Raw genomic sequence first — 21,877 nt, forward strand, 5'->3', positions numbered from 1 at the left:
TCTGGCAATGCCTGTACCTCCACCTTTCGCGCACCCCTTGCTACCGGGCCATGCCACCGCATGCCGCAAGATTTGCAGAACGGGGCCGGGACGCTGATGCCGATGGACACCCTGCTGTCGCGCCTGGCCGCGATCAGCGTGCGCGAATTGGTGCCGAGGCTGCTGCACGAGGGCATCAGCTACGGCTTCGACGACCGCACCGGCGGCTGGCATGTGGCCGGGCCGGCAGGCGGACTGGAAGGCAGCTTCTCCGAGGTGCGCGCGCTGAACTGCAGCCTGCACCGGCTGGGGCTAGCGGCCATCGACAACCTGGCCGGCGGCGGCGTGCTGGGCTTCGAGGCGCAGGCCGAGGCCGAACCCGGCGGCGGCTGCCGCCTGCACTGGCGGCTGAGTGGCCAGCCCGAGCGCCGCGGCGGCCTGGGCTTCCTGCAGGCGGCGGAGCGGCTGCAGCTGCGGCCACAGGCCGAGGGCAGCGCCCAGGGCCTGTGCCCCGCCAGCCAGGCGGCGGTGACGCTGGCCTGGCGGCGCACCGGCTTCGAGCTGCACGGCCACTACCTGCTGCGGCGGGCGTGGCGGCGTCCCGCACCACCCCGCCCCGCCTTCGGCAGCCGCCACCTGTGGCTGGTGCAGCCGGATGCGGTGCTGGCCGCCTCGGTGGCGCGCCAGGCGTCGCAGGAGGGCTGGACGGTGGCCATCCTGCATGGCTGCGAGGCCGCGCTGCAGCGGCTGCGCCAGCCGGCACCGGGTGAGGTGCTGCCCGCGCTGCTGGTGGTGTTCGCCCATGCGGCCATGGCGCCGGCCACCCTGCAGCGGCTGCGCCGCGGCCTGCCGCGCGGGGTGCATGCGGTGCTGGCAGTGGAAACCGGCTCGCTGTGGCTGGGGCATGCCGACACGGTGCCGGGCTACGAGCTGTGCTGCCATCCCTTCAGCCAGCGCGACTGGCAGGCCTGGGAACGCCTGCTGCGCCAGCCGCCGCCCGAGGCGCCGCAGCCGGGGAGCGACGCCGCCAGCCCGCTGAAGGTGCTGGTCGCCCAGCACGACGACGTGGCCCGCTGCCTGACCCAGTCGGTGCTGCAGGCTGCCGGCTACGAGGTGCATGCCGCGCGCGACACGCTGCAGGCGCTGGATGCCTGCCTGCGGCTGGCGCCCACGGTGATGCTGCTGGACCCCGCGCTTGCCGGCCCGCCCGGCGAGCAGCTGCCCCGGCGGCTGCACAGGCTGCAGAGGGCCGGGCTGGCCCCGCCGTGCCGCATCGTGCTGCACGGCCCGGGCGTGGATGCGGCCCATGCATGGCAGGCCCTGGCCGACGGCGTGGACGGCTTCGTGCCGCAGCCGGTGGACCTGCATGCGCTGCGCAGCGAGATGCGCCGATGGTGCGTCGCCCACGGCGCTTGAAAGGTCTGGTTGCAACCCCAGGGGCAGGCGCTGCCTCGAGCGGCACCGTTATTGCTGCAAGCCTGACAAACTTTTCCCCAGATGGTTGTCCGCATGCGGACCGAAGGAGTGTCCATGCCGGCCGATGCAGTAGGCGATGGTGGTTTGTCGTCCTGGTTGTCGGATGCGCTGCGCTTGCGGCAAAACGCGCTCGACGAAGCGCTGCGGCGCCGTGCCGGCCCCGCGATGGTGGGCTGGCTGGTCAATGACATCCACCGCCTGACGGCCGAGTACGAATCGGCCCTTTACGTCGAGCAATCGCTGCGCGCGCTGGCCGCCCGCGGCCCGGTGAGTGACAACCGGTAAGCGAAAACCCTTGCTAGGCATCACCCTTGCATGAGTTTTGTCATGGACACACTGCAAACCCTCACGCCCGCCATCCACCCCGTTGTCGTGCAGAACGTGCCGGAAGCTGCTTCCGGTGCTGCGGACGAGTGGATGACCGATGCACTGCGCCGCGCCATCGAGCGTGTCAACGCCTGGCACTGGCAGCATGAACAGTCGCGCCTGCAGGCGATGCAGCAGCCCGCCTCCGACCTGAACTGACCCGTCCCGCGGGGCCGCTTCAGCGGTCCTCGAACAGCTCGCGCAGCCGGTCGAAGTCCACCGGCTTGGTCAGGTGCGCATCGAAGCCGGACTGCAGCGCCTGACGGGTGCTGGTTTCCAGCCCATAGCCCGATAGCGCGATGAGCCGGCCGGCGTAGCCAGCCGCTCGGCTGCGCTTGGCCACCTCGAAGCCGGTGAGCGTGGGCAGGCCGATGTCCACCACCGCCACCTCGGGCAGCTCCTGCAGCAGCAGGGCCAGGCCCTGCTCACCGTCGTTGGCGGTGCTCACGCGGTGGCCGTCCAGCTCCAGCACCGACTTCAGCGCATGCAGCGCGTCGTCGTTGTCCTCCACCAGCAGCACGCTGCGCCCGCGCTGCCGTCCCGGCGCGCCGCGCGCATCGGCCGGCGGCGGCGAGGCCACCAGCGGCAGCCGCACGCGGAACACGCTGCCGTCGCCATCGCTCTCGGCGGCCACGCTGCCCCCATGCAGCTGCACCAGCCGCTTGACCAGCGTGAGGCCCACGCCCAGGCCACCGGCGCGGCGGTCCAGCGAGCGCTCGCCCTGCACGAAGAGGTCGAACGCCCGTTCCAGCAGCTGCGGCGGAATGCCCACGCCGTTGTCGCGCACCTCCAGCACCGCTTCCTGGCCCTGCGGCATCACCTTCACCAGCACGCGCCCGCCGGGCGGCGTGTACTTCAGCGCGTTGGTGAGCAGGTTGCCGGCCACCTGCTCGATGCGGGTGCTGTCGGCGTCGATCCAGGCTTCCTGCACGTCCATCGTCAGGGTGTGCTCGCGCACGTCGCCCGACAGCCGCATGGTGGCCACCAGCGACGACACCAGCTTGGCCAGGTCCAGCGGCCGGCGCTCCAGCACCACCTTGCCCGAGGCCACCCGGGCCATGTCCAGCAGGTCGTCCATCAGGTGGGCCAGGTGGCGGGTCTGGCGGCCGATGATGCCGCGTGCATCGTCGGCCTGCGGTCCGCCGCCGCCCAGCAGCTTCAGCACCTCGATGGCCGAGGCCACCGCATTGAGCGGATTGCGCAGCTCATGGCCCAGCATGGCCAGGAACTCGTCCTTGGCCTGGTTGGCCATCTCGGCCTCTCGCCGTGCGGCCTGCTCGCGTGCGATCAGGGCCACGCGCTCGCGGTCGGTCTCCAGCAGCTGCGCCTCGGCGCGCTTGCGGTCGGTGATGTCCAGCAGTGCCGCGATGGCCCCGCGCGAGGCGCCGTCGGTGTCCAGCAGGGGCACCGTCTGCATGATGACGAAGCGCGAATCGGCACCACCGCCAAAGCGCAGCTCCAGCTCGCACACCGGCACCGGCTCGCCGGTGCGCGCGGCCACGGCCAGCGGCAGCTCCTCGCGGGACAGCAGCCGGCCCTCGTGCCAGATCTGCATCGGCACGTCCGCGGTGCCGGCAGGCGGGCGCATCAGGTCGGTGAGTGCGCGGTTGCGCAGCACCTTGCGGCACTGTGGGTCCTGCGCGAAGGCCAGGCCGATGGGGCTGCCGCGGAACAGCGCCTCGAACTCGTCGGCCTTGCGCTGCAGGCGCAGACGCGCGGCGGCTTCCTCGTGCCGCGCGGAAACCACCGCGTCGCGCAGCGCGGCGATCTCGCGCACCGGGCTGTCCGGCTCATGGCGGCCCGGCGCCAGGCCGCCACCGCCCGCGCCCAGGGCCTGCAGCGGCCCGGTCACGCGCCGCGCCATCCATAGCGCCAGCGTGACCCCCAGCAGCAGGCACAGCGCGGCCGTGCTCACCGCGGTGACCAGCGCATGCCGGTGCAGCTGCTCGATGGGCTCGGCCAGCACGCCCACCGCCACGCCCCAGGGCGTGTCGCCCACCTTGTGCCAGGCCACGAAGGTGGGTGCACCGTCCAGCAGGTTGGTGCGGTGGACGCCCTGCGGCCGACCGCCCATCGCCTGCACCGCCCCCAGGGGCAGGCGCCGGCCCACGTAGCGCTCGGGCGACTCGGTGCGGGCGATCATGCGGTACTGGCCGTCGAACAGCGACGCATACCCGCCCTGCGCGCGGCCCAGCCGCAACAGCAGCTGCTGCCAATGCGCCACGTCGATCCAGGTTCCCATGCGCACGCCGCCGCCCAGCGGCACGCTCAGCGCCACCAGGCGCCGGCCGCCGATCTCCACCAGGTCCGACACCGTGGCGGTGGGCACGGCCACACGGTCGGGCAGCACGGTGCCGTTGCCCGCCACCACCTCGACCACGCGGCCTTGCGCGTCGGCAATGAACACCGCCTGCCAGCTGGGCCGCAGGCGCGGGCGCTCGCGCAGCCGGCCCACCAGCGCCTGCACGTCCACGCCGCCCGGCGCCGCCGCATCGGACAGCAGCACCAGCGCTTCCAGCGAGGCCACCAGTTCGCGGTCGATGCCTTCGGCCAGCACGTTGGCCGAGCGCTGCAGGCTGTCGGTCAGGCGCTCATGCTGGGACCGTACGTCGCGCAGGATCTGCAGCGACATGAACAAGGCCATCGGCACGCTGGCCAACAGGATCATGGCGACCAGGTAGGTGCGCAGCGAGGCAACGGGCCAACGGCGTGTGGTGGGCAATGGAGGGTGCGACGGAAGTGGCGAACCAAGGGTTCCAAGGGGCAATCGGCATGCCCGTTTCTGCAATGTGAGACGAGTTGTTTCCTGCTGCCCACGCCGCCCGTGCGGCGACGTCGGAACGCTTATGCTCCATGCCCCGAAGGGGCCTCCAGCGCCCCGAACCGGACCTTGTCAGTAGCAGTACCGGAGGAGTTCACCGATGAGCCACGCCCTGATCGTTGAGGACGATGCGGACGCGGCGCGCATGATGGCAGCGCTGATTGCGGAACAGCAATTCAGCGTGGCAACCGCGGGATCGTTACGCGATGCCCGCCGACAGCTCGCGCTGCAAAGACCCGATGTCGTGCTGCTCGATCTGCAGCTGCCGGACGGCAGCGGAATGGATCTTTTCGAAACACCGGACCTGATCAAGCATTCCGAGGTGGTGCTGATCACCGGCCATGCCAGCCTGGAGACCTCGATCCAGGCGCTGCGCTTCGGCGCGGCCGACTACATCACCAAGCCGGTGAGCAAGCGGCAGCTGCAGGGCATCCTGTCGCGCGTGATGCGGCCCGATGCGCTGCAGGCCGAGATCGGCCAGATGGAGGCCGAATGGGCCCGCAGCGGGCACTTCGGCCATCTGTGGGGCCGCAGCGCGGCCATGCAGCGGGTGTACCGGCAGATCACGCGGGTGGCCATCACATCCATCAGCGTGTTCGTCACCGGCGAGAGCGGCACCGGCAAGGAGGTGGTGGCCCGTTCGGTGCACGACCTCAGCCGCCGGCGTGCGCGGCCCTTCCTGGCCGTGAACTGCGGCGCCATCTCGCCCAACCTGATCGAGAGCGAGATCTTCGGCCACGAGAAGGGCAGCTTCACCGGCGCCGACACGCAGCACCAGGGCTTCTTCGAACGGGCGCACGGCGGCACGCTGTTCCTCGACGAGATCACCGAGATGCCGATCGAGCTGCAGGTCAAGCTGCTGCGGGTGCTGGAGACCGGCACCTTCATGCGCGTGGGCTCCACCCAGCTGCGCGAGGCCGACGTGCGGGTGATCGCCGCCACCAACCGGGCGCCCGAGCTGGCCGTGGCCGACCACAAGCTGCGCGAGGACCTGTTCTATCGCCTGAACGTCTTCCCGATCGAGCTGCCGCCGCTGCGCGAGCGGCGCGAGGACGTGCCGCTGCTGGCCGAGCATTTCCTGGCCGGCGTGTGCCAGCGGGAGGGCCACAGCCGCCGCTTCACGCCCAGGGCGCTGCAGGCGCTGCAGGCCTACCGCTGGCCGGGCAACGTGCGGGAGCTGCGCAACGTGGTGCAGCGGGTGTACGTGATGGCCGACGGCGACGACATTGGCGACGAATGGCTGCCGCGCGACAGCGGCGTGCCGCTGAGCATGTCGATGGCCGGCGAAGGCGGCGTGGCCGCGCCACCGGCCGTGCCCTCGCTCACGCTGCCGCTGGGCACCTCGATGGCCGAGGCCGAACGCCAGCTGATCCTGGCCACCTTCCAGCACTTCAACCGCCACAAGGAGCGCACCGCCGCCGCCCTGGGCGTGAGCATGAAGACGCTCTACAACCGCCTGAAGGAATATTCCCGCGGCGGCGACGACGCCATGGAGGCCACCGCGGCCGACCTGGCCGAGCCGCCTGCGGGCAGCTGAGGCGCGGCCCCGCCGAAGCGCGGGCCCGTCAGCCCGCCATCGCCTTGCGGCGTGCCGCGGGCTCGATGCGCAGCGCCTGCCGGTACTTGGTGACCGTGCGGCGCGCCACGCGCAGGCCCTGCTGCCACAGCAGCTGGGTGATCTCGGTGTCCGACAGCGGATGGCTGGCCTTCTCGTCCGCGATGATGTCGCGCACCAGGCCGCGGATGGCGGTGGGCGACAGCGAGGCGCCGCTGGGCATCACCATCGCCCGCGAGAAGAAGTGCTTGAGCTCGAACACGCCGGCCGGCGTGGCGATGTACTTGTTGCTGGTCACGCGCGAGACGGTGGACTCGTGCACGCCCACGGCCTCGGCGATCTCCTTCAGCCCCAGCGGCTTCATCGCCATCTCGCCGTAGTCCAGGAAGTGGTGCTGGCGGTCGATGACCGCCTGCGCCACCGCCACGATGGTGGAAAAGCGCTGCTCCACGTTGCGCACCGTCCAGCGCGCCTCCTGCAGGTGGCTGGCCAGGTCGGGGCAGGGCGCGCCGCGGTGGCGCTGGAACAGGTCCACCACCGTGCTGTTGAGCCGCAGCCGCGGCACCACCGCCGGATTCAGCACCGCCACCCAGCGGCCGCGGTAGCGGCGGGCGATGACGTCGGGCGTCACGTAGTGCACCGGCGGCGCGCCGAAGCGCCAGCCCGGCCGCGGGTCGAAGCGGCGGATACGCGCACAGGCCGCTTCCACGTCGGCCAGCGGATGGCCCACGCGGTGCGCCAGGGTCTCGCAATCGCGGGTGCCCAGCAGGCGCAGCTGCTCGCCGATGATGCGGCGCGCCAGCGCCCGCTGGTGGGGGCATTCGATCTCGCCGGTCTGCAGCAGCAGGCACTCCTGCACCGTGCGGGCGCCCACGCCAGCCGGGTCCAGCGACTGCACGCGGCGCACCGCGATGCGCACTTCCTCGTCGGTGGGCGGCGGATCCATGGAATCGTCGGCGGTGAGCTCGAACGGATCGCCGCGCAGGTAGCCGTCGTCGTCCAGCAGCTCCACCACCGCCTTGGCCAGCGCCATGTCGCGCGGACCCAGCGGCAGCAGGTTGAGCTGGCCGTGCAGGTGGGTGTTGAGGCCGGTGCTGCTGGCCACCAGCTCGGTGGCCGACACCTCGGGCCCATCGCCCTTGTTGCCACCGGGCAGGGCTTCGTTCCAGGTGCCGGCATCGGGCGGCGGCTCGCTGTGGCCGTCGTCGGCGGCATTGTCGTAGTCGCTGGCCGCCTGGTCGGCGGGCGTCAGGTCTTCCCGCGGCGCGGTGGCGCTGCCGGGTTCGGCCAGCGGATTGACAAGGGCGGTGAGGCCGGGCGGCAACGGGGCGTCGTCGCCCTCGTCACCTTCAAGAAACGGGTTGCGGCCCAGGGTGTCGGCGATGGTCTGCGCAAAGTCGAGAGACGACATCTGCAACAGCCGGACAGCATGTTGCAGGCGGGGCGACAAGGCCTGGTTTTGCTGGTGTATGACGCGAAGGCTGCTGGCGGGCATGGGGTCGTTATCTCCTCTGGGAGGCTCTTTCCGCACCTTTCGTGCCGGCCCCGCAACAACCCTGCCTTCCCTCGGTGGAACGCCTTCAGCCCGTGCCGGCGGGCACCGGTTTTGCCGGTAACGCCGCGTGAATTGCGGCAAGCCGGTTCAAGGGCGGCCGCCCGCCCGCAGCGCGACGATGACCTGCTGCAGCTTGTCGATGCCCAGCGGCTTGGTGAGCACGGCGTCGAAGCCGGCGTCCACCACCTCCCGCGTGGCCAGCGTGCTATAGCCGCTGTAGGCGATGGCCACCGGCTGCGGCAATGCCGCATCGGCCCGCACCGCGCGGATGAGTTCCACGCCCGACATCACCGGCATGCGCAGGTCGGACACCAGCACGTCGCATGGCGCGCTGCGCAGGCACTCCAGCGCCTGCTGCCCGTTCTCCGCCGTGGCCACCTCCGCCCCGCTCATCTCCAGCAAGGCCGCCAGTGGCACCAGCGCATCCACGCAGTCATCCACCAACAGCACATGCATGCCCTGAAGCCCGCCCCGCCCTGCGGCTGGCGCTGCCCCTGCCTGATTCATCCTGCTCTCCCTGCAGCCCACGTCGTGCCGCGCACGGCATGGCTGTATAGCGTCTCGCGGCAACAGGCATGCCGCCTGAAGCTGCGGGCAGCCGCAGTTCCAGGCGCTGCGGCGCTGGCATCGGGCAGTCGTCGTCGAGCATGCGTTCGAAGAACGCGGTGGCATCGCCGAGCAGCAGATCCTCGGTCAGCCGGCACCGCGTCGCTTCACCTGCGTTCATGGTGGTTCTCCAGTTGCATCCGGGCACATTCGGGCAAACCATGTGCCGGCTGGTGACATCCGGCTACAGATTTACACGATGCATACCTTGCAGCCACTTTTTGCCTTTGCTACACGCGGGCACGCCGTTTGATCCATGGCGGCATGAACGCACTGTCGCGCCACCGCACCCGCTGGGCCCGCTGGACCCTGCTTTCCGCCATTGCGTTGCCGCTGGTGGTGATGGCGTCGCTGCTGGTGTACAGCGCGCTGGAACGCTATGTATTCGGGCCGCTGCCGGCGGAAGCGCCGCTGGAAGTCTCGGTCACGGCCAACATGTGGTGGTGGGAAGTGCGCTACCGCCACCCCCGCACCGGCGCCGAAGTGGTGAGCGCGAATGAGCTGCGCATCCCGGTCGGCCGCAAGGTGCGGCTGTCGCTGCGCTCCAGCGACGTGGTGCACAGCTTCCGCGTGCCGCCGCTCAGCGGCCGAACCGACATCATGCCGGGCCAGGTGCAGCACCTGGACATCACCGCCTGGCGGCCCGCGGTGTACCGCGGCGAATGCGCCGAATTCACCGCCAACGGCATCAGCCGCATGAGCCTGCAGGTGGTGGCGGTGGCGCCGGAGGGCTTCGCACGCTGGCTGGAGCGCGAGGCCGAGCCGGCGCATGCGGACGAAGGCGTGGTGCCGGCGCTGGGCCGGCAGGCCTTCATCGACCACGGCTGCACCGCCTGCCACACGGTGCGCGGCGTGTCCGAGGCCACCGGCGGTGGCCCGGACCTCACCCATGTGGGCCGGCGCCTGACCCTGGCGGCCGGCCTGCTGGACAACGACAGTGCGCAGATGGCCCACTGGATACGCCACGCCGAGGCCTTGAAGCCCGGCGCCGGCATGCCTTCGTACGGCGCGATGCCGGCGGCCACGGTGCAGGCGGTGGCGGTCTACCTCACCGGGCTGCGCTGAGTCACCGGGTCGCGCCGAGGCGCGCGGCCTTCAGCGCCCGGGCTGGCCGGGTTCGTCGTCGGCTGCGCTGCGAAGCGGGTCGGTGATGGCCTTGCCCAGCGACTCCAGCACGTTGTCGTCGTCGTTCACCCGCACGCCGGAGCGCTTGACGCCGGTGCTGTCGGGCAGCTCGGTCTCGGTGCCGTCCTCGCGGGCCGCGGCCTCGCGGTCGGCCCAGTCGCCGTCCACCGGCTGCGGCTTGCCCGCCGGGCTGATGCCGGGCTGGTCGTCGGGCGAGGTGCTGGCCCGGGCCAGGCCGGCGTCGATGGTGGTGGCCTGCCCGCCCACATCGCCTGCATCCTGCGGACGATGGCGCTGGTCCGGGGTGGCCAGCGGTCGGTCGGTGGAATCGGTGATGCTCATGGCTGCTCCTTGGTCTGAAGCTGCATGCTGCCCCGCGGGCTGACACCAGGCTGCGGGGCGATGGCGCGATGGGGCGTGCGGGGTGTCCTACAGAAACCAGACAGCGGCCGGCACCTGGATTGCTGCGCGGAAGGCATGGACATGCAACGCATCGAGCTCTCGGAACCCGGCGCGCTGGAACGCTGGGCAGCGCAGCTGGCCGTGCCAGTGCCGGTGCTGGAGGAAGCGCTGCGCCGCGTGGGCACCGACCTCGACAAGGTCAAGGGCTACCTGGCCGCCCATCCGCAGCCGGCCGCACCCGGCAACGACGGCTGAGCGAAGGCCCCTAGCCGACGGTGGCGCGGGGCCGCTCGCCGGCCAGGGCCTGCAGCAGGTTGCTGGTGGCCAGTTCGGCCATCGCCTGCCGCGTCTCGTGCGTGGCCGAGCCGATGTGCGGCAGCGGCGTGACCTTCGGATGCGTGCGCAGCGGCGAATCCAGCGGCAGTGGCTCGGTGGCGAACACGTCCAGCCCGGCGGCGCGCAGGTGTCCGCCGTCCAGCGCCTGCAGCAGCGCCGCCTCGTCCACCACGCCGCCGCGCGAGCCATTGACGAAGATGGCACCCGGCTTCATCACCGCAAAGCGCGCGGCATCCATCAGGCCGCGGGTTTCGTCGGTCAGCGGCACCGTCAGCGCCACGATGTCGGACTGCGCCAGCACGTCATGCAGCGGCAGCTGGCGCGCATGCGCCGCCAGCGCCGGCAGCTCGGCCGGCACATCCACCGCCGAACGGTTGTGGAACAGCACCGGCATGCCGAAGCCCAGCGCCGCCCGCCGCGCCAGCGCCTGGCCGATGCGGCCAAAGCCGACGATGCCCAGCGTCTTGCCGTGCACGTCCCAGCCGAACAGCCGCTCGTCGATGTTGCGCTGCCAGCGGCCTTCGCGCACATGGTTGGCCAGCTCCACCAGGCGGCGGCTGGTGGCCATCACCAGCGCGAACAGCGTGTCGGCCGTGGTCTCGGTCAGCACGCCGGGCGTGTGGCACAGCATCACGCCGCGTGCACGCAGCGCGGGCAGGTCGTAGTTGTCGATGCCCACCGAGATGCTGGAGACCACGCGCAGCGCCGGCGCCCGGGCCAGCACCTCTGCATCGATGGGATAGCTGGAGCCGATGAGTCCCTGGGCGCGCTGCAGCGCCGCGAAGAAGGCATCGCGCTGCGCCTCGATGCGCGGGTTGGCGACGGTGACCTCATGCACCGCCTGCAGCCGCGCCAACTGGTCGGGCGGCAGCTCGCGGAACACGAGCACCTGCTGACGCGGCACGGCCGTCACAGCGCGGCGGCCTGCAGTTCGGCCTGCGTGGGCAGCCCTTCGGTGTCACCCAGCACCTGCACGGCGCGGGCGCCGATCCAGGCACCGCGGCGCACCGCGTGCAGCAGCGGCCGGCCCTCCAGCAGCGCGCTGATCACGCCCACCGCAAAGCCGTCGCCGGCGCCCACGGTGTCCACCACCTGCGCCACCGGAAAGCCCGGCACATGCCCGCTGGCCTCGGCGCTGCTGAAGTACGCGCCGGCCGGGCCGAGCTTGACCACCACCACCTGGGCGCCGCGGTCGCGGTAGAAGGCGGCGATGCCTTCGGGCGTGTCGGCGCCGGTCAGCAGCCGGCCTTCCTCCAGGCCCGGCAGCACCCAGTCCGCCTTCGCGGCCAATGCGTTGATGGCCTCGCGCATCACCTCGGTCGAGGCCCACAGCGTGGGCCGCAGGTTGGGGTCGAACGAGATGCTGCGGCCGGCCTCGCGCATCAGCCGCATCGCCTCGTGCGCGGTGGCCAGGCAGTTGGCCGACAGTGCCGCGAACACGCCGGTGGCATGCAGGTGGCGCGCGCCGGTCACCCACGGCACGTCGATGTCGCCAGGCACGATCTGGCTGGCCGCCGAGCCCTTGCGGTGGTATTCCACCGGCGGGTCGCTGCCGTCGGTCACCCGACCCTTGAACAGGAAGCCGGTGCGCTGCGCGGCGTCGCACACCACGTGCGAGCAGTCGATGCCCTCGGCCTGCATGGCCTTGAGCAGGTAGCGGCCCATGGATTCGGCGCCCAGCCGGCTCACCCAGCCCACGCCCAGGCCCAGCCGCGCCAGGCCGATGGCCACGTTGGTCTCGGCGCCGGCGGTGCGCTTGTGGAAGCTGGTCACGTCTTCCAGCGGGCCGGGCTCGGCGGCGACGAACATCTGCATCGCCTCGCCGAAGGTCACCACGTCCAGGGGCTTCATCACAGGCTCCGGCTCAGTGCGCGCAGCAGGTCGACCTGCGTGCGGGTGACGGCCAGCAGGTCGTCACCGATCAGGGGATATTCGATGGCCCAGGGCACACCGCGCGGCATCGCGTCGATCAGGGTGCGCCAGGGCGCGGCCGAGTCGGCCAGCGGCACCGCCACCCACTTGGCGGGCAGCCGCTGCACGCCCTTGCAGTGCACGTAACCCACGCGGCTGGCCAGCGCCTGCGCCGCCTGGAGCGGGCATTCGCCCAGCCAGTGCCAGTTGCCCATGTCGAACACCATGGGCAGCGGCAGCGCCGCATCGGCCGCGGCCTCGAAGAAGGGCACCAGCGCGCGTACCGTGCCCGCGGTGGGCGTCTGGTCGTTCTCGATCACCAGCTCGATGCCCTCGGCCTGCTGCAGCCGCAGGCGCAGCGCGGGAAGGGCCTCGGCCGAGGCGCTGCGCGAGGCCGCGCCATAGCCGCCGATGGACATCTTCAGCCGCGGTGCCTGCAGCCGGGCGGCCGCCGCCAGCGCGCGATCCAGCGCGGCGTCGTCCAGCGTGCCATCGGCCGCGAACAGGCCTTCGGGGCTGGAGTACACCGTGGTCAGGCCCAGCTGCAGCGTGGCGTCGGCCAGCGCATCCAGCTCGGCCGCGGCATTCGTCAGCAGCTCGCCGCGCACCTCCACGCCATCGGCACCGGCCTCCGCCGCCAGCCGCGTGAACCAGAGCTGGCCGTGCCGGCGCACCTCGGCCGCGCCGAAGGACGACAACGAGATCAACAGCGGTGCCTCGTTCATGCGTGCTGCGCGCTGCTGAGGATCTGCCCCAGGAACGCCTGCGTCTTGGGGTGCTGCGGCTGGCCGAAGAACTGCTGCGGCGGCGCCTGCTCCAGGATGCGGCCTTCGGCCATGAAGATCACGCGGTCGGCCACGCTGCGGGCAAAGCCCATCTCGTGCGTCACGCACAGCATGGTCATGCCGTCCTCGGCCAGGCCGATCATGGTGTCCAGCACTTCCTTGACCATCTCGGGGTCCAGCGCCGAGGTGGGCTCGTCGAACAGCATGATCTTGGGTGTCATGCACAGCGCGCGGGCGATGGCCACCCGCTGCTGCTGGCCGCCCGACAGCTGCGCCGGGTACTTGCGCGCCTGCTCCGGGATGCGCACCCGCTCCAGGTACTTCATGGCGGTGGCCTCGGCCTCCGCCTGCGACACGCCGCGGGTGCTCATCGGCGCCAGGGTGCAGTTCTGCAGCACCGTCAGGTGCGGGAACAGGTTGAACTGCTGGAACACCATGCCGACTTCCTTGCGCACCGCATCCACGTTGCGCGGGTTGGCGGTGAGGTCGATGCCATCGACCACGATGCGGCCCTGCTGCACCGTCTCCAGCCGGTTGATGCAGCGGATCAGCGTCGACTTGCCCGAGCCCGAAGGCCCGCAGATGACGATGCGCTCACCGGCCCGCACCTGCAGGTCGATGCCGGTCAGCACCTGGAACTGCCCGTACCACTTGTTGACGTTCTCGATGCGGATGATGGGCTCGGCGGCGGTGTTCATGGCAGCAGCTTCAGCAGGCTCAGTTGGCGGCGGGCAGCTGCGGCAGCGCGGTACCCAGCCACTTGGTGTAGAGCTTGTTCAGCTCGCCGTTGGCGGTGTTCTTCTCGATCAGGCCGTCCATCGTCTTCTGCAGGTCGGCCTGGCCCGGGCGCATGGCCACGGCCATCAGCTGCTGGCGCAGCACCAGCTTCTGCTCGAAGGTGTCGGCACCGGCGCGCTTGGCGATCTGCGCCGCCACGGTGGTGGAGCAGCCGATGGCATCCACCTGGCCCGACAGCAGCGCCTGCATGGCCGAGGCGTCGTCGTCGAAGCGGCGGATCTCGGTGCCCTCGGGCGCGATGGCGGTCAGCGCGGTGTCCTGCGTGCTGGCGCGGGCCACGGCCACGCGCACGCCCTTCAGGTCGGCCGGCGCCTTGATGTTGGCCTTCTTCGGAGCGAACAGCACGATGGTGGCCGCCGAGTAGGGGCGCGAGAACTGCACCTGCTTGGCCCGCTCCGGCGTAACGGCCAGCGAGGCGATCAGCACGTCGACCTTGTTGGTCAGCAGGTAGGGAATGCGGTTGGGGCCGGTGACGGGCACCAGGTTGAGCTTGACGCCCAGGTCCTTGGCCAGCAGCCTGGCCACGTCGGCGTCGTAGCCGTCGGGGTTGTTGCTGCTGTCCACCGTGCCGTAGGGCGGAAAGTCCACCAGCATGCCGACCGTCAGCGTGCCCTTCTTCTTGATCTCTTCGGCGGTCTGCGCCTGGGCCAGCGGCGCCCAGGCGGCCAGCAGGGTGCTGCAGGCCAGGGCGGCGGCAGCGGCGACGAAGGGGCGGCGGGACGTGGTGGACATCGGTGTCTCCGGTGATGAAGGGGAAGAAGCGCGAATCAGCGCTGCAGGGCCAGGGCCTGGCGGCGCTCGATGCGGCCGGCCCAGATCGACAGCGGCCAGCACAGCAGGAAGTAGATGGCCCCCACCACGCTGAACACGATCAGCGGCTGGAAGGTGGCGTTGTTGATGATCTGCCCGGCGCGGGTGATCTCGGTGAAGCCGATGATGGCCGCCAGCGAGGTGCCCTTGATCACCTGCACCATGTAGCCGACGGTGGGCGGCAGCGCGATCTTGAAGGCCTGCGGCAGCACCACGCGGCGCATGCGGGCCACGTAGTGCAGGCCCAGCGCCTCGGCCGCCTCCCACTGGCCACGCGGCACCGCCTGGATGCAGCCGCGCCAGATCTCGCCCAGGAAGGCGCCGGTGTTGAGCACCAGCGCCGTGCCGGCCGCGATCCACGGGCTGACTTCCAGCCCCAGCACCGGAAGGCCGAAGAAGATGAGGAACAGCTGCAGCAGCAGCGGCGTGCCCTGGAACACCTGGATGAAGGCACCGGCGGCGCGCACCAGTGCGGGCCGCTCCGAGGTACGGGCCAGCGCCAGCGCGAGGCCCACCACCGCCCCGCCGACGAAGGCGATGAGCGACAGCGCGATGGTCCACTGCGCCGCGGCGGCGATGAACCAGAGGTCGTTGAGGCCGAAGGTACGCATCAGCGGCGGTCCGGATAGGAGAGCACCCGGCGCTGCACCAGGCGGAACAGCGCCGAGAAGGCCATGGCCAGCGCCAGGTAGATCAGCGCCACCACGATGTAGATCTCGAAGCTGCGGAAGGTCTGCGACTGCAGGTTGGCCGCCACCGAGGTGAGGTCGTCGGCCGAGATCACCGACACCACGCTGCTGCTGAGCATCAGCAGGATGAACTGGCTGGTGAGCGCCGGGAAGATGGCGCGCAGCGCGGGCTTGAGCACGATGAGCCGGAAGATCTGGTGGCGCTTCATGTTCAGCGCCAGGCCGGCCTCGATCTGGCCCTTCGGGATGGACTCGATGCCGGCGCGGATGATCTCGGTGGCATAGGCGCCCAGGTTCACCACCATCGCCGTGAGCGCCGCGGTGTACGGCGACCAGCGCAGGCCGATGGCCGGCAACGCGAAGAAGAAGAAGAACAGCTGCACCAGGAACGGCGTGTTGCGGATCAGCTCGATGTAGGCCTGGATGACGAAGCGCACCGGCTTCGGCCCCGAGGTCTTGCCCCAGGCGCACACGATGGCCACCAGCAGCCCGAGCACCGTGGCCGTCAGCGACAGCTGGATGGTGATCCACGTGCCCTTGAGCAACAGCGGCCAGGCGGCCAGCACGTCGGCGAATTGGAGGGTGTAGTTCAAGGGGTACTGCTTTCGGCGCGGTGTCCGGCGGGACGCTGTGAAACCGGTTTCTTAACGGGTTCAGTGTAGGAAACCGGTTTCAGGATGGGATTGGGGGTTTCCCGGGGGGCATGACAATCGACCATGGACAAACACGTGCTGCAACAGCAGGTGCTGGCGCGGCTGGCCGAAGACCTTCTGCAAGCCGAACAGGCCGTACGGGTGGCCCACGAGGCGGCGACGCACGAAGAGAACATCGCCGAAAACAAGTACGACACCCTGGGGCTTGAAGCCGCCTACCTGGCCACCGGCCAGGCGCGTCGCGCCGAAGCCATCCGCCAGGCGATGGCTGTGTGGCGCCAGTTCCGCCCCGGCCCCTACGACAGCAGCAAAGGCATACAGCTCGGCGCGCTGGTCTGCCTCGTCGATGCCGACGACAGGCAGCAGCAGCTCTTCATCGGCCCGGCGGGGGCAGCATGAAGCTGGGCATCGGCGCGCAACTCGTCCAGGTCATCAGCAGCGAAGCGCCGTTGGGCCAGGCGATGCTGGGCAAGTGCGAGGGCGACGAGGTGTCGATCCACGTCGCGACAGGGCGGCAGCAGTTCGAGGTGCTGCGGGTTGACTGAGGCTGCGGCGCAGCGCTTGCGGTCGGTCATGGGCCGAATCCGCGGCCTTGGCACTCGGCCAGGAGCGGTCTCCGTCCTATCGGCCCGGCGGCAGTGGTTCTCGAAAGGTCAGGTTGGCAAGTTCGCGCCCGCCTCGCGACACATCTTGCTGAGCGCCGAGCTGCGCTTGACCAGGAAAGCCAGGAGCAATTCCGCATACCGCGGACTGACGGCTTGCTGGATGGAGGGGCGCCTGGCCAGCGCTTTGCGCCACCGCCGTACCTTGGGCAGGTCGTCCCAGAACCCGAAGTCGGCGATGCTGTCGAACACGTCGAAGTACCGGAACACCGGCCCATAGACCGCATCGACGATGCTGAAGGATGCGCCCGCAAAGAACGGCCCCGATCCCAGTGCGGCCTCCAGTTGCTGGAACTTCTCCCGGATGTCCGCTGCCCGGGCCTTCAGCGTTTGCTCGTCGGGGGCGTTGTAGAACGCTCCGATGAGGTTCAGCACGCTGGAGCCGAATTCCATCCACGAGCGGTGTCGGGCGCGCTCCAGCGCGTTGGCAGGGTGCAAGCGCGGCAGCGTCGTGTCGTCCAGGTACTCGCAGATCACAGCCGACTCGAAGATGGCCTCTTTGCCGATGAGCAGCACGGGCGTCTTGCCCAGCGGCGACACGCGCACGAACCAATCGGGCTTGCGCGCCAGGTCAACGTCCCGCCGCTCGAACGGCACCTCCTTCTCGGCCAGCACGATGGCCGCGCGCTGCACGTAGGGACACAGCGCGTGAGACACCAGGACGAGCGGCGCACTCACTTCAGGAGCCCCTCGGCGCGCAGGGCGTCCTGGGCCGCCGGTCGTGACGACACGCGGCCCATGTAGGCCAGGAGGTTCGGGTACTTCGTGAGGGGCAGTCCCAGGAAGTTCGACCAGTTGACGATGGTGAAGGCATAGGCGTCGGCCACGCTGTACTCGCCCGCCAGGTACGGCTGCGTGCCCAGCAGTGCATCGAGCTCGGCGAAGCGGGTGGCAAGCTTGTCCTTGACCGCCTGGCGTGTCGACTCCGCAGTCTCCTTGTGCCAGAGCCACGGGCTGAAGACCTTGTGCAGTTCCGTGCTGGCGAAGGTCAGCCACTCCACCACCGCGAGCCGGCGCGCCGAGCCCGCCGCGCCGATCAGGCGCTGCTGCAGATCCAGGTCTGCGACGTACTGCAGCAGTGCGGATGCCTCGGTATGGCGCGAGCCGTCGTCGAGCTGCAGCAGCGGCACATAGCCGCGCGGAGCGATGGTGCGGTAGTCGGTGCCGTCAGCGGTGACCGACTTGGCGAGGTCGACGGAGACGGCGTCGAACGTCGCGCCGACTTCACGGAGTGCGATGTGGACGGCGAGGGAGCAGGCGCCAGGGGCGAAGTAGAGCTTCATGGGAGTGACCTTTCGGTGAGGGATGAGCGATGGGGCCCGCAGCACCATCGCCAAGGGAGGGAAGTTGACGACGAGTCCACTGTAGGATTGCCACCGAGCAACGACCATAGGCCGAACGGCAAGCGATGATTGCGAGAACGCAATACAAGATGGGCCCAGCCGACCTGGAAATGACCCTGGCCATGACGCGCACCGGGACCTTGGCCGCCGCGGGAGAGCGGCTGGGCGTCGACGCCTCGACGGTGTTCCGGGCCTTGCAGCGGATCGAGCGTGGCCTGGGTCGACCGTTGTTCGAGCGAACCCGTTCGGGCTATGTCCCGACGGAACTCGCCCAGGAGCTTGCCGTTCAGGCGGAATCCATTGAAAGTGCGCTCGAGGCGGCGCGCTCCATGGTGGAGTCGGCACCGTCCCAGATCTCGGGCGTGGTTCGCGTTACAACGACCGACACAGTCCTGCATGGTCTGGTCGCGCCAGCGCTGGCTGCCATGCGGGAGGAGCACCCCCTCCTGGCGTTTGAGCTGCACACAGGCAATGAGCTGGCGAGCTTGACGCGGCGCGATGCCGACATCGCGGTTCGCGCGACGAAGCGCCCGCCCGCTCACCTCGTCGGCAAGCAGATCGGGCCGATCCGCGTGGCCCTGTACGCGGCGCGCCGGGCTCGGCTGCGCAGCTTCGAGCTGGCCCGGGCGGCGAGCCTGGATTGGGTGGCGCCCGACGAAGCGCTACCCGAGCATCCTTCGGTCGTCTGGCGCAAGCGCCATTTTCCGAAGCTGGTTCCGCGGTACCAGGTGGGCAGCATCCTGTCGGTGCTGGAACTGGTCGCCTTGGGCCTGGGCATCGGCGTCGTGCCCCTGTTCCTGGCGGAAGGGCGCAAGGATCTCGTGCGTTTGACCGACCCGCTGCCGGAGTGCGAGACAGAACTGTGGCTGCTGACGCACCCGGACGTACGACATCTGCGTCGGGTGGGTGCGGTTTACGCCCACCTCTCCAAGGTCATACAACTTCCCTGAGGGTTTTTGGGCATGACCGTCTACTGACCCACCCCCCGCGACGACCCCCCGCACCACCAACCGCCCCGGCAGCAAGATCTGCCGCGCCGGCAGCTGCCGGCCCTGCAGCCGCTCCAGCAGGCAGCTCGCCGCCACATGCCCCAGGTCGTCGGTCGGCTGCGCTATGGTGCTCAAGCCGGGCCCCACCAGCGGCGCCCACTCCGTGTCGTCGAACCCGACGAAGCCCAGGTCCACCCCGAACTGCCAGCCCAGCTGCGCCACGGCGCTGGCCACGCGCAGCGTGACCACCGCATTGCTGGCGATCACGGCGATGGGCTTGCGGCCGGCACGCTTGCGCCAGTCCTTCAAGGCCTGCGCCAACGCAGCCTCGTCGCCGTCGCCGGCTTCCAGCGTCTGGCCGTTGGCCGCCCTGCCCTGCTCGGCGATGAAGGCACGGAAGGCGGCCTCGCGCTCCACGCGAGAGCTCACGCCCTTGATCGGCTCGGTGACGTACAGCATCTCGCGCCAGCCGTTGCCCAGCAGGTGGCTGGCGGCCTGGCGCACCGCGTCGGCGTTGTCCAGCGAGACGAAGTCGGCCTTCATGCCCGGCGGCCGGCGGTCCACCAGCACGGCGGGCTTGCCGTGGCGCGCCACCTCGCTGGCAGCCGACGGGTCGGCGCCCAGCGTGTTGAGGATGAAGCCCTCGACCTGGTAGGAGGCCAGCGCCTCGATGCCTTCACGCTCTCTCTGGCTCTGGTTGCCCAGGTTGAACAGCATCACCAGGTAGCCGGCTTCCTGGCAGGCCTTTTCGGCCCCGCGCAGCACCGCCACCGAGAACGGATTGGTGATGTCGGCCACCACCAGCCCGATGAGCCGCGAGCGCCCGCGCTTGAGCGCCTGCGCCATCGGGCTGGGGCTGTAGCCCAGCGCGGCGATGGCGGCTTCCACCTTGGCGGCGATCTCGGGCGACAGCAGCTTCTCGCGGTGGTTGAGGAAGCGCGAGACGGTGGCCTTGGACACGCCGGCCACACGCGCGACGTCGGCAATCGTGCTGCGGCCTTCGGCTTCGGCGGGGCCGGCTTCCAGGACCTCGGGTGGGTTCATCCGGCGGATTGTATGAAACCAGTTTCATGGTTTCCACCGGAATTTTCAGGCGTCATTCATCCGGCGGGACTGCCGGCTGCGAGGCCTCGGACACATCGGCCAGCACTTCCTGCGCCCAGCCATGCTCGCCGCGGCTGGCCAGGTCGCCCAGGGTGACGATGCCCACCAGCTGCTGCGCGCGGTCCACCACCGGCAGCCGGCGGATGCGGGCCTGCTGCATGCGGGCGGCCACGGCGGCCACCTCGTCGTACTCGAAGCACCAGACCACTTCGGGGCTCATCACCTGGTCGATGGCCGTGTCCTCGGGCGCCAGGCCCGGCGACACCACGCGCAGCACGATGTCGCGGTCGGTCAGCATGCCCTGCAGCCGGCGGCCGTCGCACACCAGCACCGCGCCCACGTCCAGCTCGTGCATCAGCCGCGCGGCATCGCGCACGCTGTCGGCCGGGGCCAGCGTGCGTGCGCCCCGGGTCATCACCTCACGGATCAGCGTCGCCATCGTGCTGCCGGCCGGGCAAGGGCCATGCCCGCGGCATGCTGCCGACGCGGGCCACATCGGGCACAGTGGGCACTGCATGACCGCCCCTTCCCACCCCCATCCCACTGCCGCGCCGCCGGCGCCCCGCATCGACACCGCGCTGGCCTGGTTCTTCGTGCTGGTATGGGGCTCGGGCTACCTGGCCAGCAAGACGGGGCTGCAGTACGCGTCGCCCTTCACCTTCCTCACGCTGCGCTTCTGCCTGGCGGCGCTGTGCCTGCTGCCCTGGGTGCTGATGACGCGCCCGCGCTGGCCGGCCACGCGGGCCGAATGGCTGCACATCGGCGTGGCCGGGCTGCTGATGCATGCGGTGAACCTGGGCGGCAGCCACCATGCGCAGGTGCTGGGCCTGTCGGCCGGCATCACCGCACTGCTGCTGGCCACGCAGCCGCTGGCCACCGCGCTGGTGGCGCACCGCTTCCTCGGCCAGCGGCTGCAACCGCGGCAATGGGCGGGCGTGGCGGCGGGGCTGCTGGGCGTGGCGCTGGTGGTGTGGCACAAGGTGGATGTGCAGGCGGTCAACGGCGCGGCGCTGGCCGCGGTGGCCATCTCGCTGGTGGCCATCACCGCGGGCACGCTGTACCAGCGCCGCTACTGCCCCACGGCCGACCTGCGCAGCGCGGCGGCTCATCCAGCTGCTGCTGTCGGCGCTGGTGCTGGCGCCGCTGGCCTGGGGCGTGGAAGGGCTGCGCATCCGGTGGAGCTGGCCGCTGGCGGGCTCGCTGGCCTTCCTGGTGCTGTTCGCCTCCATCCTGGCCACCAACACCCTGCACTGGCTGATGCGCCGCGGCCATGCCACCCGCGTGACCAGCCTGCTGTTCCTCACGCCCATCGTGGCGGTGGTGCTGGAGTGGGCGATGTACGGCGTGGTGCCCACCGCGCTGAGCGCGCTGGGCATCGTGGTGACGACGGCCGGCGTGGCGCTGGTATCGGCACCCTCGCGCGGCTAGGCCCGCGGTGGCTGCTTCTTCATCACGCTGATGCCGCCGTTGGACTCGAGGAAGGCGCAGGCCATGTCCTGCTTGTCGCAATCGGCCTCGCGCAAGGCGCGCTCCATGTCGGAATCGGCCACGCGGTGGCGCCGCATCACGGCTTCGAAGAACTGGCCGTCGCGCCCGATGAGCACGGGCTCGCCTTCCACCAGCCGCTCCACGCGCCGGCTGCGCGTGGTGGCCAGCGCCACCAGGCCGTTGAGCAGGATGAGCGTGCCGGCCGACAGCAGGCCGCCGGGCAGCGACTCGTCGCCGCCGGTCAGGGCATTGCTCACCGATTCACTCAGCAGCAGCATCACCAGCAGGTCGAACGGCGTGAACTGGCCCACCGTGCGCTTGCCCGACAGGCGCACCATCACCAGCAGCGCCGCATACACCAGCACCGCACGCAGCACCAGTTCCCACCCGTTTTGCTCCAAGCTGAACATTCGGCAGGCCGCAA

General features: G+C 70.5%; 24 protein-coding genes and 3 pseudogenes. 10 read left to right on the forward strand and 17 right to left on the reverse strand.

The annotated features are described in order from the left end of the window. Positions 1 to 96: 96 nt before the first annotated feature. From LRS14_RS26765 to LRS14_RS26775, 3 genes are all read left to right on the forward strand, one after another. Positions 97 to 1,395, forward strand: a complete 1,299-nt coding sequence (locus tag LRS14_RS26765) for a response regulator (protein ID WP_257801763.1) — start codon at positions 97 to 99, stop codon at positions 1,393 to 1,395. A gap of 114 nt (positions 1,396 to 1,509) precedes the next feature. Continuing rightward, positions 1,510 to 1,740, forward strand: a complete 231-nt coding sequence (locus LRS14_RS26770) for a hypothetical protein (protein WP_157039864.1) — start codon at positions 1,510 to 1,512, stop codon at positions 1,738 to 1,740. Positions 1,741 to 1,782: 42 nt separating this feature from the next. Continuing rightward, a complete protein-coding gene (locus LRS14_RS26775) occupies positions 1,783 to 1,980 on the forward strand; it encodes a hypothetical protein (protein ID WP_046116280.1) in 198 nt (65 codons plus the stop codon). Between the two features lie 19 nt (positions 1,981 to 1,999). Here the strand turns inward: LRS14_RS26775 and LRS14_RS26780 are convergent, their stop codons facing one another. Continuing rightward, positions 2,000 to 4,489 carry an ATP-binding protein gene (locus tag LRS14_RS26780; RefSeq protein WP_157039863.1) on the reverse strand — a complete coding sequence of 830 codons (2,490 nt, stop codon included), beginning with the start codon at positions 4,487 to 4,489 and terminating at the stop codon, positions 2,000 to 2,002. A gap of 253 nt (positions 4,490 to 4,742) precedes the next feature. Between LRS14_RS26780 and LRS14_RS26785 the strand changes: the two genes are divergently transcribed. Then, entirely contained in the window at positions 4,743 to 6,179 is a 1,437-nt protein-coding gene (locus LRS14_RS26785) for a sigma-54 dependent transcriptional regulator (protein WP_257801764.1), read from the forward strand. 28 nt (positions 6,180 to 6,207) lie between these two features. On the opposite strand, the gene rpoN is transcribed toward LRS14_RS26785, so the two are convergent. The 3 genes from rpoN to LRS14_RS26800 form a co-directional block, all read right to left on the reverse strand. Beyond that, complete coding sequence (gene rpoN, locus LRS14_RS26790) at positions 6,208 to 7,692, reverse strand: RNA polymerase factor sigma-54 (RefSeq protein WP_046116279.1); 1,485 nt, start codon at positions 7,690 to 7,692, stop codon at positions 6,208 to 6,210. A 147-nt stretch (positions 7,693 to 7,839) separates the two neighbouring features. Beyond that, a complete protein-coding gene (locus LRS14_RS26795) occupies positions 7,840 to 8,208 on the reverse strand; it encodes a response regulator (protein ID WP_046116278.1) in 369 nt (122 codons plus the stop codon). Further along, entirely contained in the window at positions 8,186 to 8,479 is a 294-nt protein-coding gene (locus tag LRS14_RS26800) for a hypothetical protein (protein WP_198157112.1), read from the reverse strand. Before LRS14_RS26800 ends, LRS14_RS26795 begins: the two co-directional genes overlap by 23 nt. Before the next feature lie 143 nt (positions 8,480 to 8,622). Here LRS14_RS26800 and LRS14_RS26805 point away from each other — a divergent pair, with 143 nt between their 5' ends. After that, positions 8,623 to 9,423, forward strand: a complete 801-nt coding sequence (locus LRS14_RS26805) for a c-type cytochrome (RefSeq protein ID WP_157039862.1) — start codon at positions 8,623 to 8,625, stop codon at positions 9,421 to 9,423. 30 nt (positions 9,424 to 9,453) lie between these two features. Here the strand turns inward: LRS14_RS26805 and LRS14_RS26810 are convergent, their stop codons facing one another. After that, complete coding sequence (locus LRS14_RS26810) at positions 9,454 to 9,825, reverse strand: hypothetical protein (RefSeq protein ID WP_046116277.1); 372 nt, start codon at positions 9,823 to 9,825, stop codon at positions 9,454 to 9,456. A gap of 135 nt (positions 9,826 to 9,960) precedes the next feature. Between LRS14_RS26810 and LRS14_RS26815 the strand changes: the two genes are divergently transcribed. Continuing rightward, positions 9,961 to 10,140 carry a DUF3606 domain-containing protein gene (locus LRS14_RS26815; protein WP_046116276.1) on the forward strand — a complete coding sequence of 60 codons (180 nt, stop codon included), beginning with the start codon at positions 9,961 to 9,963 and terminating at the stop codon, positions 10,138 to 10,140. Positions 10,141 to 10,150: 10 nt separating this feature from the next. Here the strand turns inward: LRS14_RS26815 and LRS14_RS26820 are convergent, their stop codons facing one another. Genes LRS14_RS26820 through LRS14_RS26850 form a run of 7 tightly spaced genes read right to left on the reverse strand, consistent with a single transcriptional unit; the run spans position 10,151 to position 15,807 of the window. Beyond that, positions 10,151 to 11,125: a 2-hydroxyacid dehydrogenase gene (locus tag LRS14_RS26820; RefSeq protein WP_404977625.1), complete on the reverse strand. Its 975-nt coding sequence runs from the start codon at positions 11,123 to 11,125 to the stop codon at positions 10,151 to 10,153. A 5-nt stretch (positions 11,126 to 11,130) separates the two neighbouring features. Continuing rightward, positions 11,131 to 12,072, reverse strand: coding sequence for a sugar kinase (locus tag LRS14_RS26825; RefSeq protein WP_257801766.1), 942 nt, complete (start codon positions 12,070 to 12,072; stop codon positions 11,131 to 11,133). Then, positions 12,072 to 12,857, reverse strand: coding sequence for a sugar phosphate isomerase/epimerase (locus LRS14_RS26830; protein WP_257801767.1), 786 nt, complete (start codon positions 12,855 to 12,857; stop codon positions 12,072 to 12,074). The genes LRS14_RS26825 and LRS14_RS26830 overlap by 1 nt, the downstream gene beginning before the upstream one ends. Next, on the reverse strand, positions 12,854 to 13,615 hold the full coding sequence (locus tag LRS14_RS26835; RefSeq protein ID WP_046116272.1) for an amino acid ABC transporter ATP-binding protein: 762 nt from the start codon (positions 13,613 to 13,615) through the stop codon (positions 12,854 to 12,856). The genes LRS14_RS26830 and LRS14_RS26835 overlap by 4 nt, the downstream gene beginning before the upstream one ends. 19 nt (positions 13,616 to 13,634) lie before the next feature. Next, complete coding sequence (locus LRS14_RS26840; protein WP_257801768.1) at positions 13,635 to 14,447, reverse strand: transporter substrate-binding domain-containing protein; 813 nt, start codon at positions 14,445 to 14,447, stop codon at positions 13,635 to 13,637. A 35-nt stretch (positions 14,448 to 14,482) separates the two neighbouring features. After that, positions 14,483 to 15,136 carry an amino acid ABC transporter permease gene (locus LRS14_RS26845; protein WP_046116270.1) on the reverse strand — a complete coding sequence of 218 codons (654 nt, stop codon included), beginning with the start codon at positions 15,134 to 15,136 and terminating at the stop codon, positions 14,483 to 14,485. Then, a complete protein-coding gene (locus LRS14_RS26850) occupies positions 15,136 to 15,807 on the reverse strand; it encodes an amino acid ABC transporter permease (protein ID WP_046116269.1) in 672 nt (223 codons plus the stop codon). The genes LRS14_RS26845 and LRS14_RS26850 overlap by 1 nt, the downstream gene beginning before the upstream one ends. 123 nt (positions 15,808 to 15,930) lie before the next feature. Between LRS14_RS26850 and LRS14_RS26855 the strand changes: the two are divergent. Next, positions 15,931 to 16,412: pseudogene (locus tag LRS14_RS26855) on the forward strand (GreA/GreB family elongation factor). Between the two features lie 108 nt (positions 16,413 to 16,520). Here the strand turns inward: LRS14_RS26855 and LRS14_RS26860 are convergent. Together LRS14_RS26860 and LRS14_RS26865 are read right to left on the reverse strand one after the other, a co-directional pair. Further along, a complete protein-coding gene (locus tag LRS14_RS26860) occupies positions 16,521 to 17,207 on the reverse strand; it encodes a glutathione S-transferase family protein (RefSeq protein ID WP_257801769.1) in 687 nt (228 codons plus the stop codon). After that, on the reverse strand, positions 17,204 to 17,812 hold the full coding sequence (locus tag LRS14_RS26865; protein WP_257801770.1) for a glutathione binding-like protein: 609 nt from the start codon (positions 17,810 to 17,812) through the stop codon (positions 17,204 to 17,206). Before LRS14_RS26865 ends, LRS14_RS26860 begins: the two co-directional genes overlap by 4 nt. A gap of 125 nt (positions 17,813 to 17,937) precedes the next feature. On the opposite strand from LRS14_RS26865, the gene LRS14_RS26870 reads away from it, so the two are divergent. Next, positions 17,938 to 18,822 (forward strand): LysR family transcriptional regulator, encoded by an 885-nt coding sequence (locus LRS14_RS26870; protein ID WP_257801771.1) that lies wholly within the window; start codon positions 17,938 to 17,940, stop codon positions 18,820 to 18,822. A gap of 45 nt (positions 18,823 to 18,867) precedes the next feature. Here LRS14_RS26870 and LRS14_RS26875 read toward each other — a convergent pair. Both LRS14_RS26875 and LRS14_RS26880 read right to left on the reverse strand, forming a co-directional pair. Further along, a pseudogene (locus LRS14_RS26875) lies at positions 18,868 to 19,905 on the reverse strand (LacI family DNA-binding transcriptional regulator); the annotation flags it as partial. Positions 19,906 to 19,957: 52 nt separating this feature from the next. Next, the gene (locus LRS14_RS26880) at positions 19,958 to 20,404 is read right to left on the reverse strand and encodes a CBS domain-containing protein (protein ID WP_257801772.1); all 447 of its coding nucleotides are present in this window, start codon (positions 20,402 to 20,404) and stop codon (positions 19,958 to 19,960) included. Positions 20,405 to 20,480: 76 nt separating this feature from the next. On the opposite strand from LRS14_RS26880, the pseudogene LRS14_RS30830 reads away from it, so the two are divergent. Both LRS14_RS30830 and LRS14_RS26890 read left to right on the forward strand, forming a co-directional pair. Continuing rightward, a pseudogene (locus tag LRS14_RS30830) lies at positions 20,481 to 20,876 on the forward strand (EamA family transporter); the annotation flags it as partial. Positions 20,877 to 20,949: 73 nt separating this feature from the next. Then, positions 20,950 to 21,393 (forward strand): DMT family transporter, encoded by a 444-nt coding sequence (locus LRS14_RS26890; RefSeq protein ID WP_257801773.1) that lies wholly within the window; start codon positions 20,950 to 20,952, stop codon positions 21,391 to 21,393. Here the strand turns inward: LRS14_RS26890 and LRS14_RS26895 are convergent. After that, complete coding sequence (locus tag LRS14_RS26895) at positions 21,390 to 21,863, reverse strand: DUF421 domain-containing protein (RefSeq protein ID WP_046116261.1); 474 nt, start codon at positions 21,861 to 21,863, stop codon at positions 21,390 to 21,392. The two genes, LRS14_RS26890 and LRS14_RS26895, sit on opposite strands and share 4 nt — an antisense overlap. Between the last annotated feature and the right edge of the window lie 14 nt (positions 21,864 to 21,877).

This window comes from Aquincola sp. J276 (assembly GCF_024700035.1).
In the GTDB taxonomy this organism is placed as follows: Bacteria; Pseudomonadota; Gammaproteobacteria; order Burkholderiales; family Burkholderiaceae_C; genus Aquincola; species Aquincola tertiaricarbonis.

What these genes read in the sequence shown, in the direction of transcription:
- LRS14_RS26765 (WP_257801763.1), top strand. Translation starts at nt 97, where the DNA reads ATGCCGATGGACACCCTGCTGTCGCGCCTGGCCGCGATCAGCGTGCGC.
- LRS14_RS26770 (WP_157039864.1), top strand. Translation starts at nt 1,510, where the DNA reads ATGCCGGCCGATGCAGTAGGCGATGGTGGTTTGTCGTCCTGGTTGTCG.
- LRS14_RS26775 (WP_046116280.1), top strand. Translation starts at nt 1,783, where the DNA reads ATGGACACACTGCAAACCCTCACGCCCGCCATCCACCCCGTTGTCGTG.
- LRS14_RS26780 (WP_157039863.1), bottom strand. Translation starts at nt 4,489, where the DNA reads ATGATCCTGTTGGCCAGCGTGCCGATGGCCTTGTTCATGTCGCTGCAG.
- LRS14_RS26785 (WP_257801764.1), top strand. Translation starts at nt 4,743, where the DNA reads ATGAGCCACGCCCTGATCGTTGAGGACGATGCGGACGCGGCGCGCATG.
- rpoN (WP_046116279.1), bottom strand. Translation starts at nt 7,692, where the DNA reads ATGCCCGCCAGCAGCCTTCGCGTCATACACCAGCAAAACCAGGCCTTG.
- LRS14_RS26795 (WP_046116278.1), bottom strand. Translation starts at nt 8,208, where the DNA reads ATGCATGTGCTGTTGGTGGATGACTGCGTGGATGCGCTGGTGCCACTG.
- LRS14_RS26800 (WP_198157112.1), bottom strand. Translation starts at nt 8,479, where the DNA reads ATGAACGCAGGTGAAGCGACGCGGTGCCGGCTGACCGAGGATCTGCTG.
- LRS14_RS26805 (WP_157039862.1), top strand. Translation starts at nt 8,623, where the DNA reads ATGAACGCACTGTCGCGCCACCGCACCCGCTGGGCCCGCTGGACCCTG.
- LRS14_RS26810 (WP_046116277.1), bottom strand. Translation starts at nt 9,825, where the DNA reads ATGAGCATCACCGATTCCACCGACCGACCGCTGGCCACCCCGGACCAG.
- LRS14_RS26815 (WP_046116276.1), top strand. Translation starts at nt 9,961, where the DNA reads ATGGACATGCAACGCATCGAGCTCTCGGAACCCGGCGCGCTGGAACGC.
- LRS14_RS26825 (WP_257801766.1), bottom strand. Translation starts at nt 12,072, where the DNA reads ATGAAGCCCCTGGACGTGGTGACCTTCGGCGAGGCGATGCAGATGTTC.
- LRS14_RS26830 (WP_257801767.1), bottom strand. Translation starts at nt 12,857, where the DNA reads ATGAACGAGGCACCGCTGTTGATCTCGTTGTCGTCCTTCGGCGCGGCC.
- LRS14_RS26835 (WP_046116272.1), bottom strand. Translation starts at nt 13,615, where the DNA reads ATGAACACCGCCGCCGAGCCCATCATCCGCATCGAGAACGTCAACAAG.
- LRS14_RS26840 (WP_257801768.1), bottom strand. Translation starts at nt 14,447, where the DNA reads ATGTCCACCACGTCCCGCCGCCCCTTCGTCGCCGCTGCCGCCGCCCTG.
- LRS14_RS26845 (WP_046116270.1), bottom strand. Translation starts at nt 15,136, where the DNA reads ATGCGTACCTTCGGCCTCAACGACCTCTGGTTCATCGCCGCCGCGGCG.
- LRS14_RS26865 (WP_257801770.1), bottom strand. Translation starts at nt 17,812, where the DNA reads ATGAAGCTCTACTTCGCCCCTGGCGCCTGCTCCCTCGCCGTCCACATC.
- LRS14_RS26870 (WP_257801771.1), top strand. Translation starts at nt 17,938, where the DNA reads ATGATTGCGAGAACGCAATACAAGATGGGCCCAGCCGACCTGGAAATG.
- LRS14_RS26880 (WP_257801772.1), bottom strand. Translation starts at nt 20,404, where the DNA reads ATGGCGACGCTGATCCGTGAGGTGATGACCCGGGGCGCACGCACGCTG.
- LRS14_RS26890 (WP_257801773.1), top strand. Translation starts at nt 20,950, where the DNA reads ATGTGCAGGCGGTCAACGGCGCGGCGCTGGCCGCGGTGGCCATCTCGC.
- LRS14_RS26895 (WP_046116261.1), bottom strand. Translation starts at nt 21,863, where the DNA reads ATGTTCAGCTTGGAGCAAAACGGGTGGGAACTGGTGCTGCGTGCGGTG.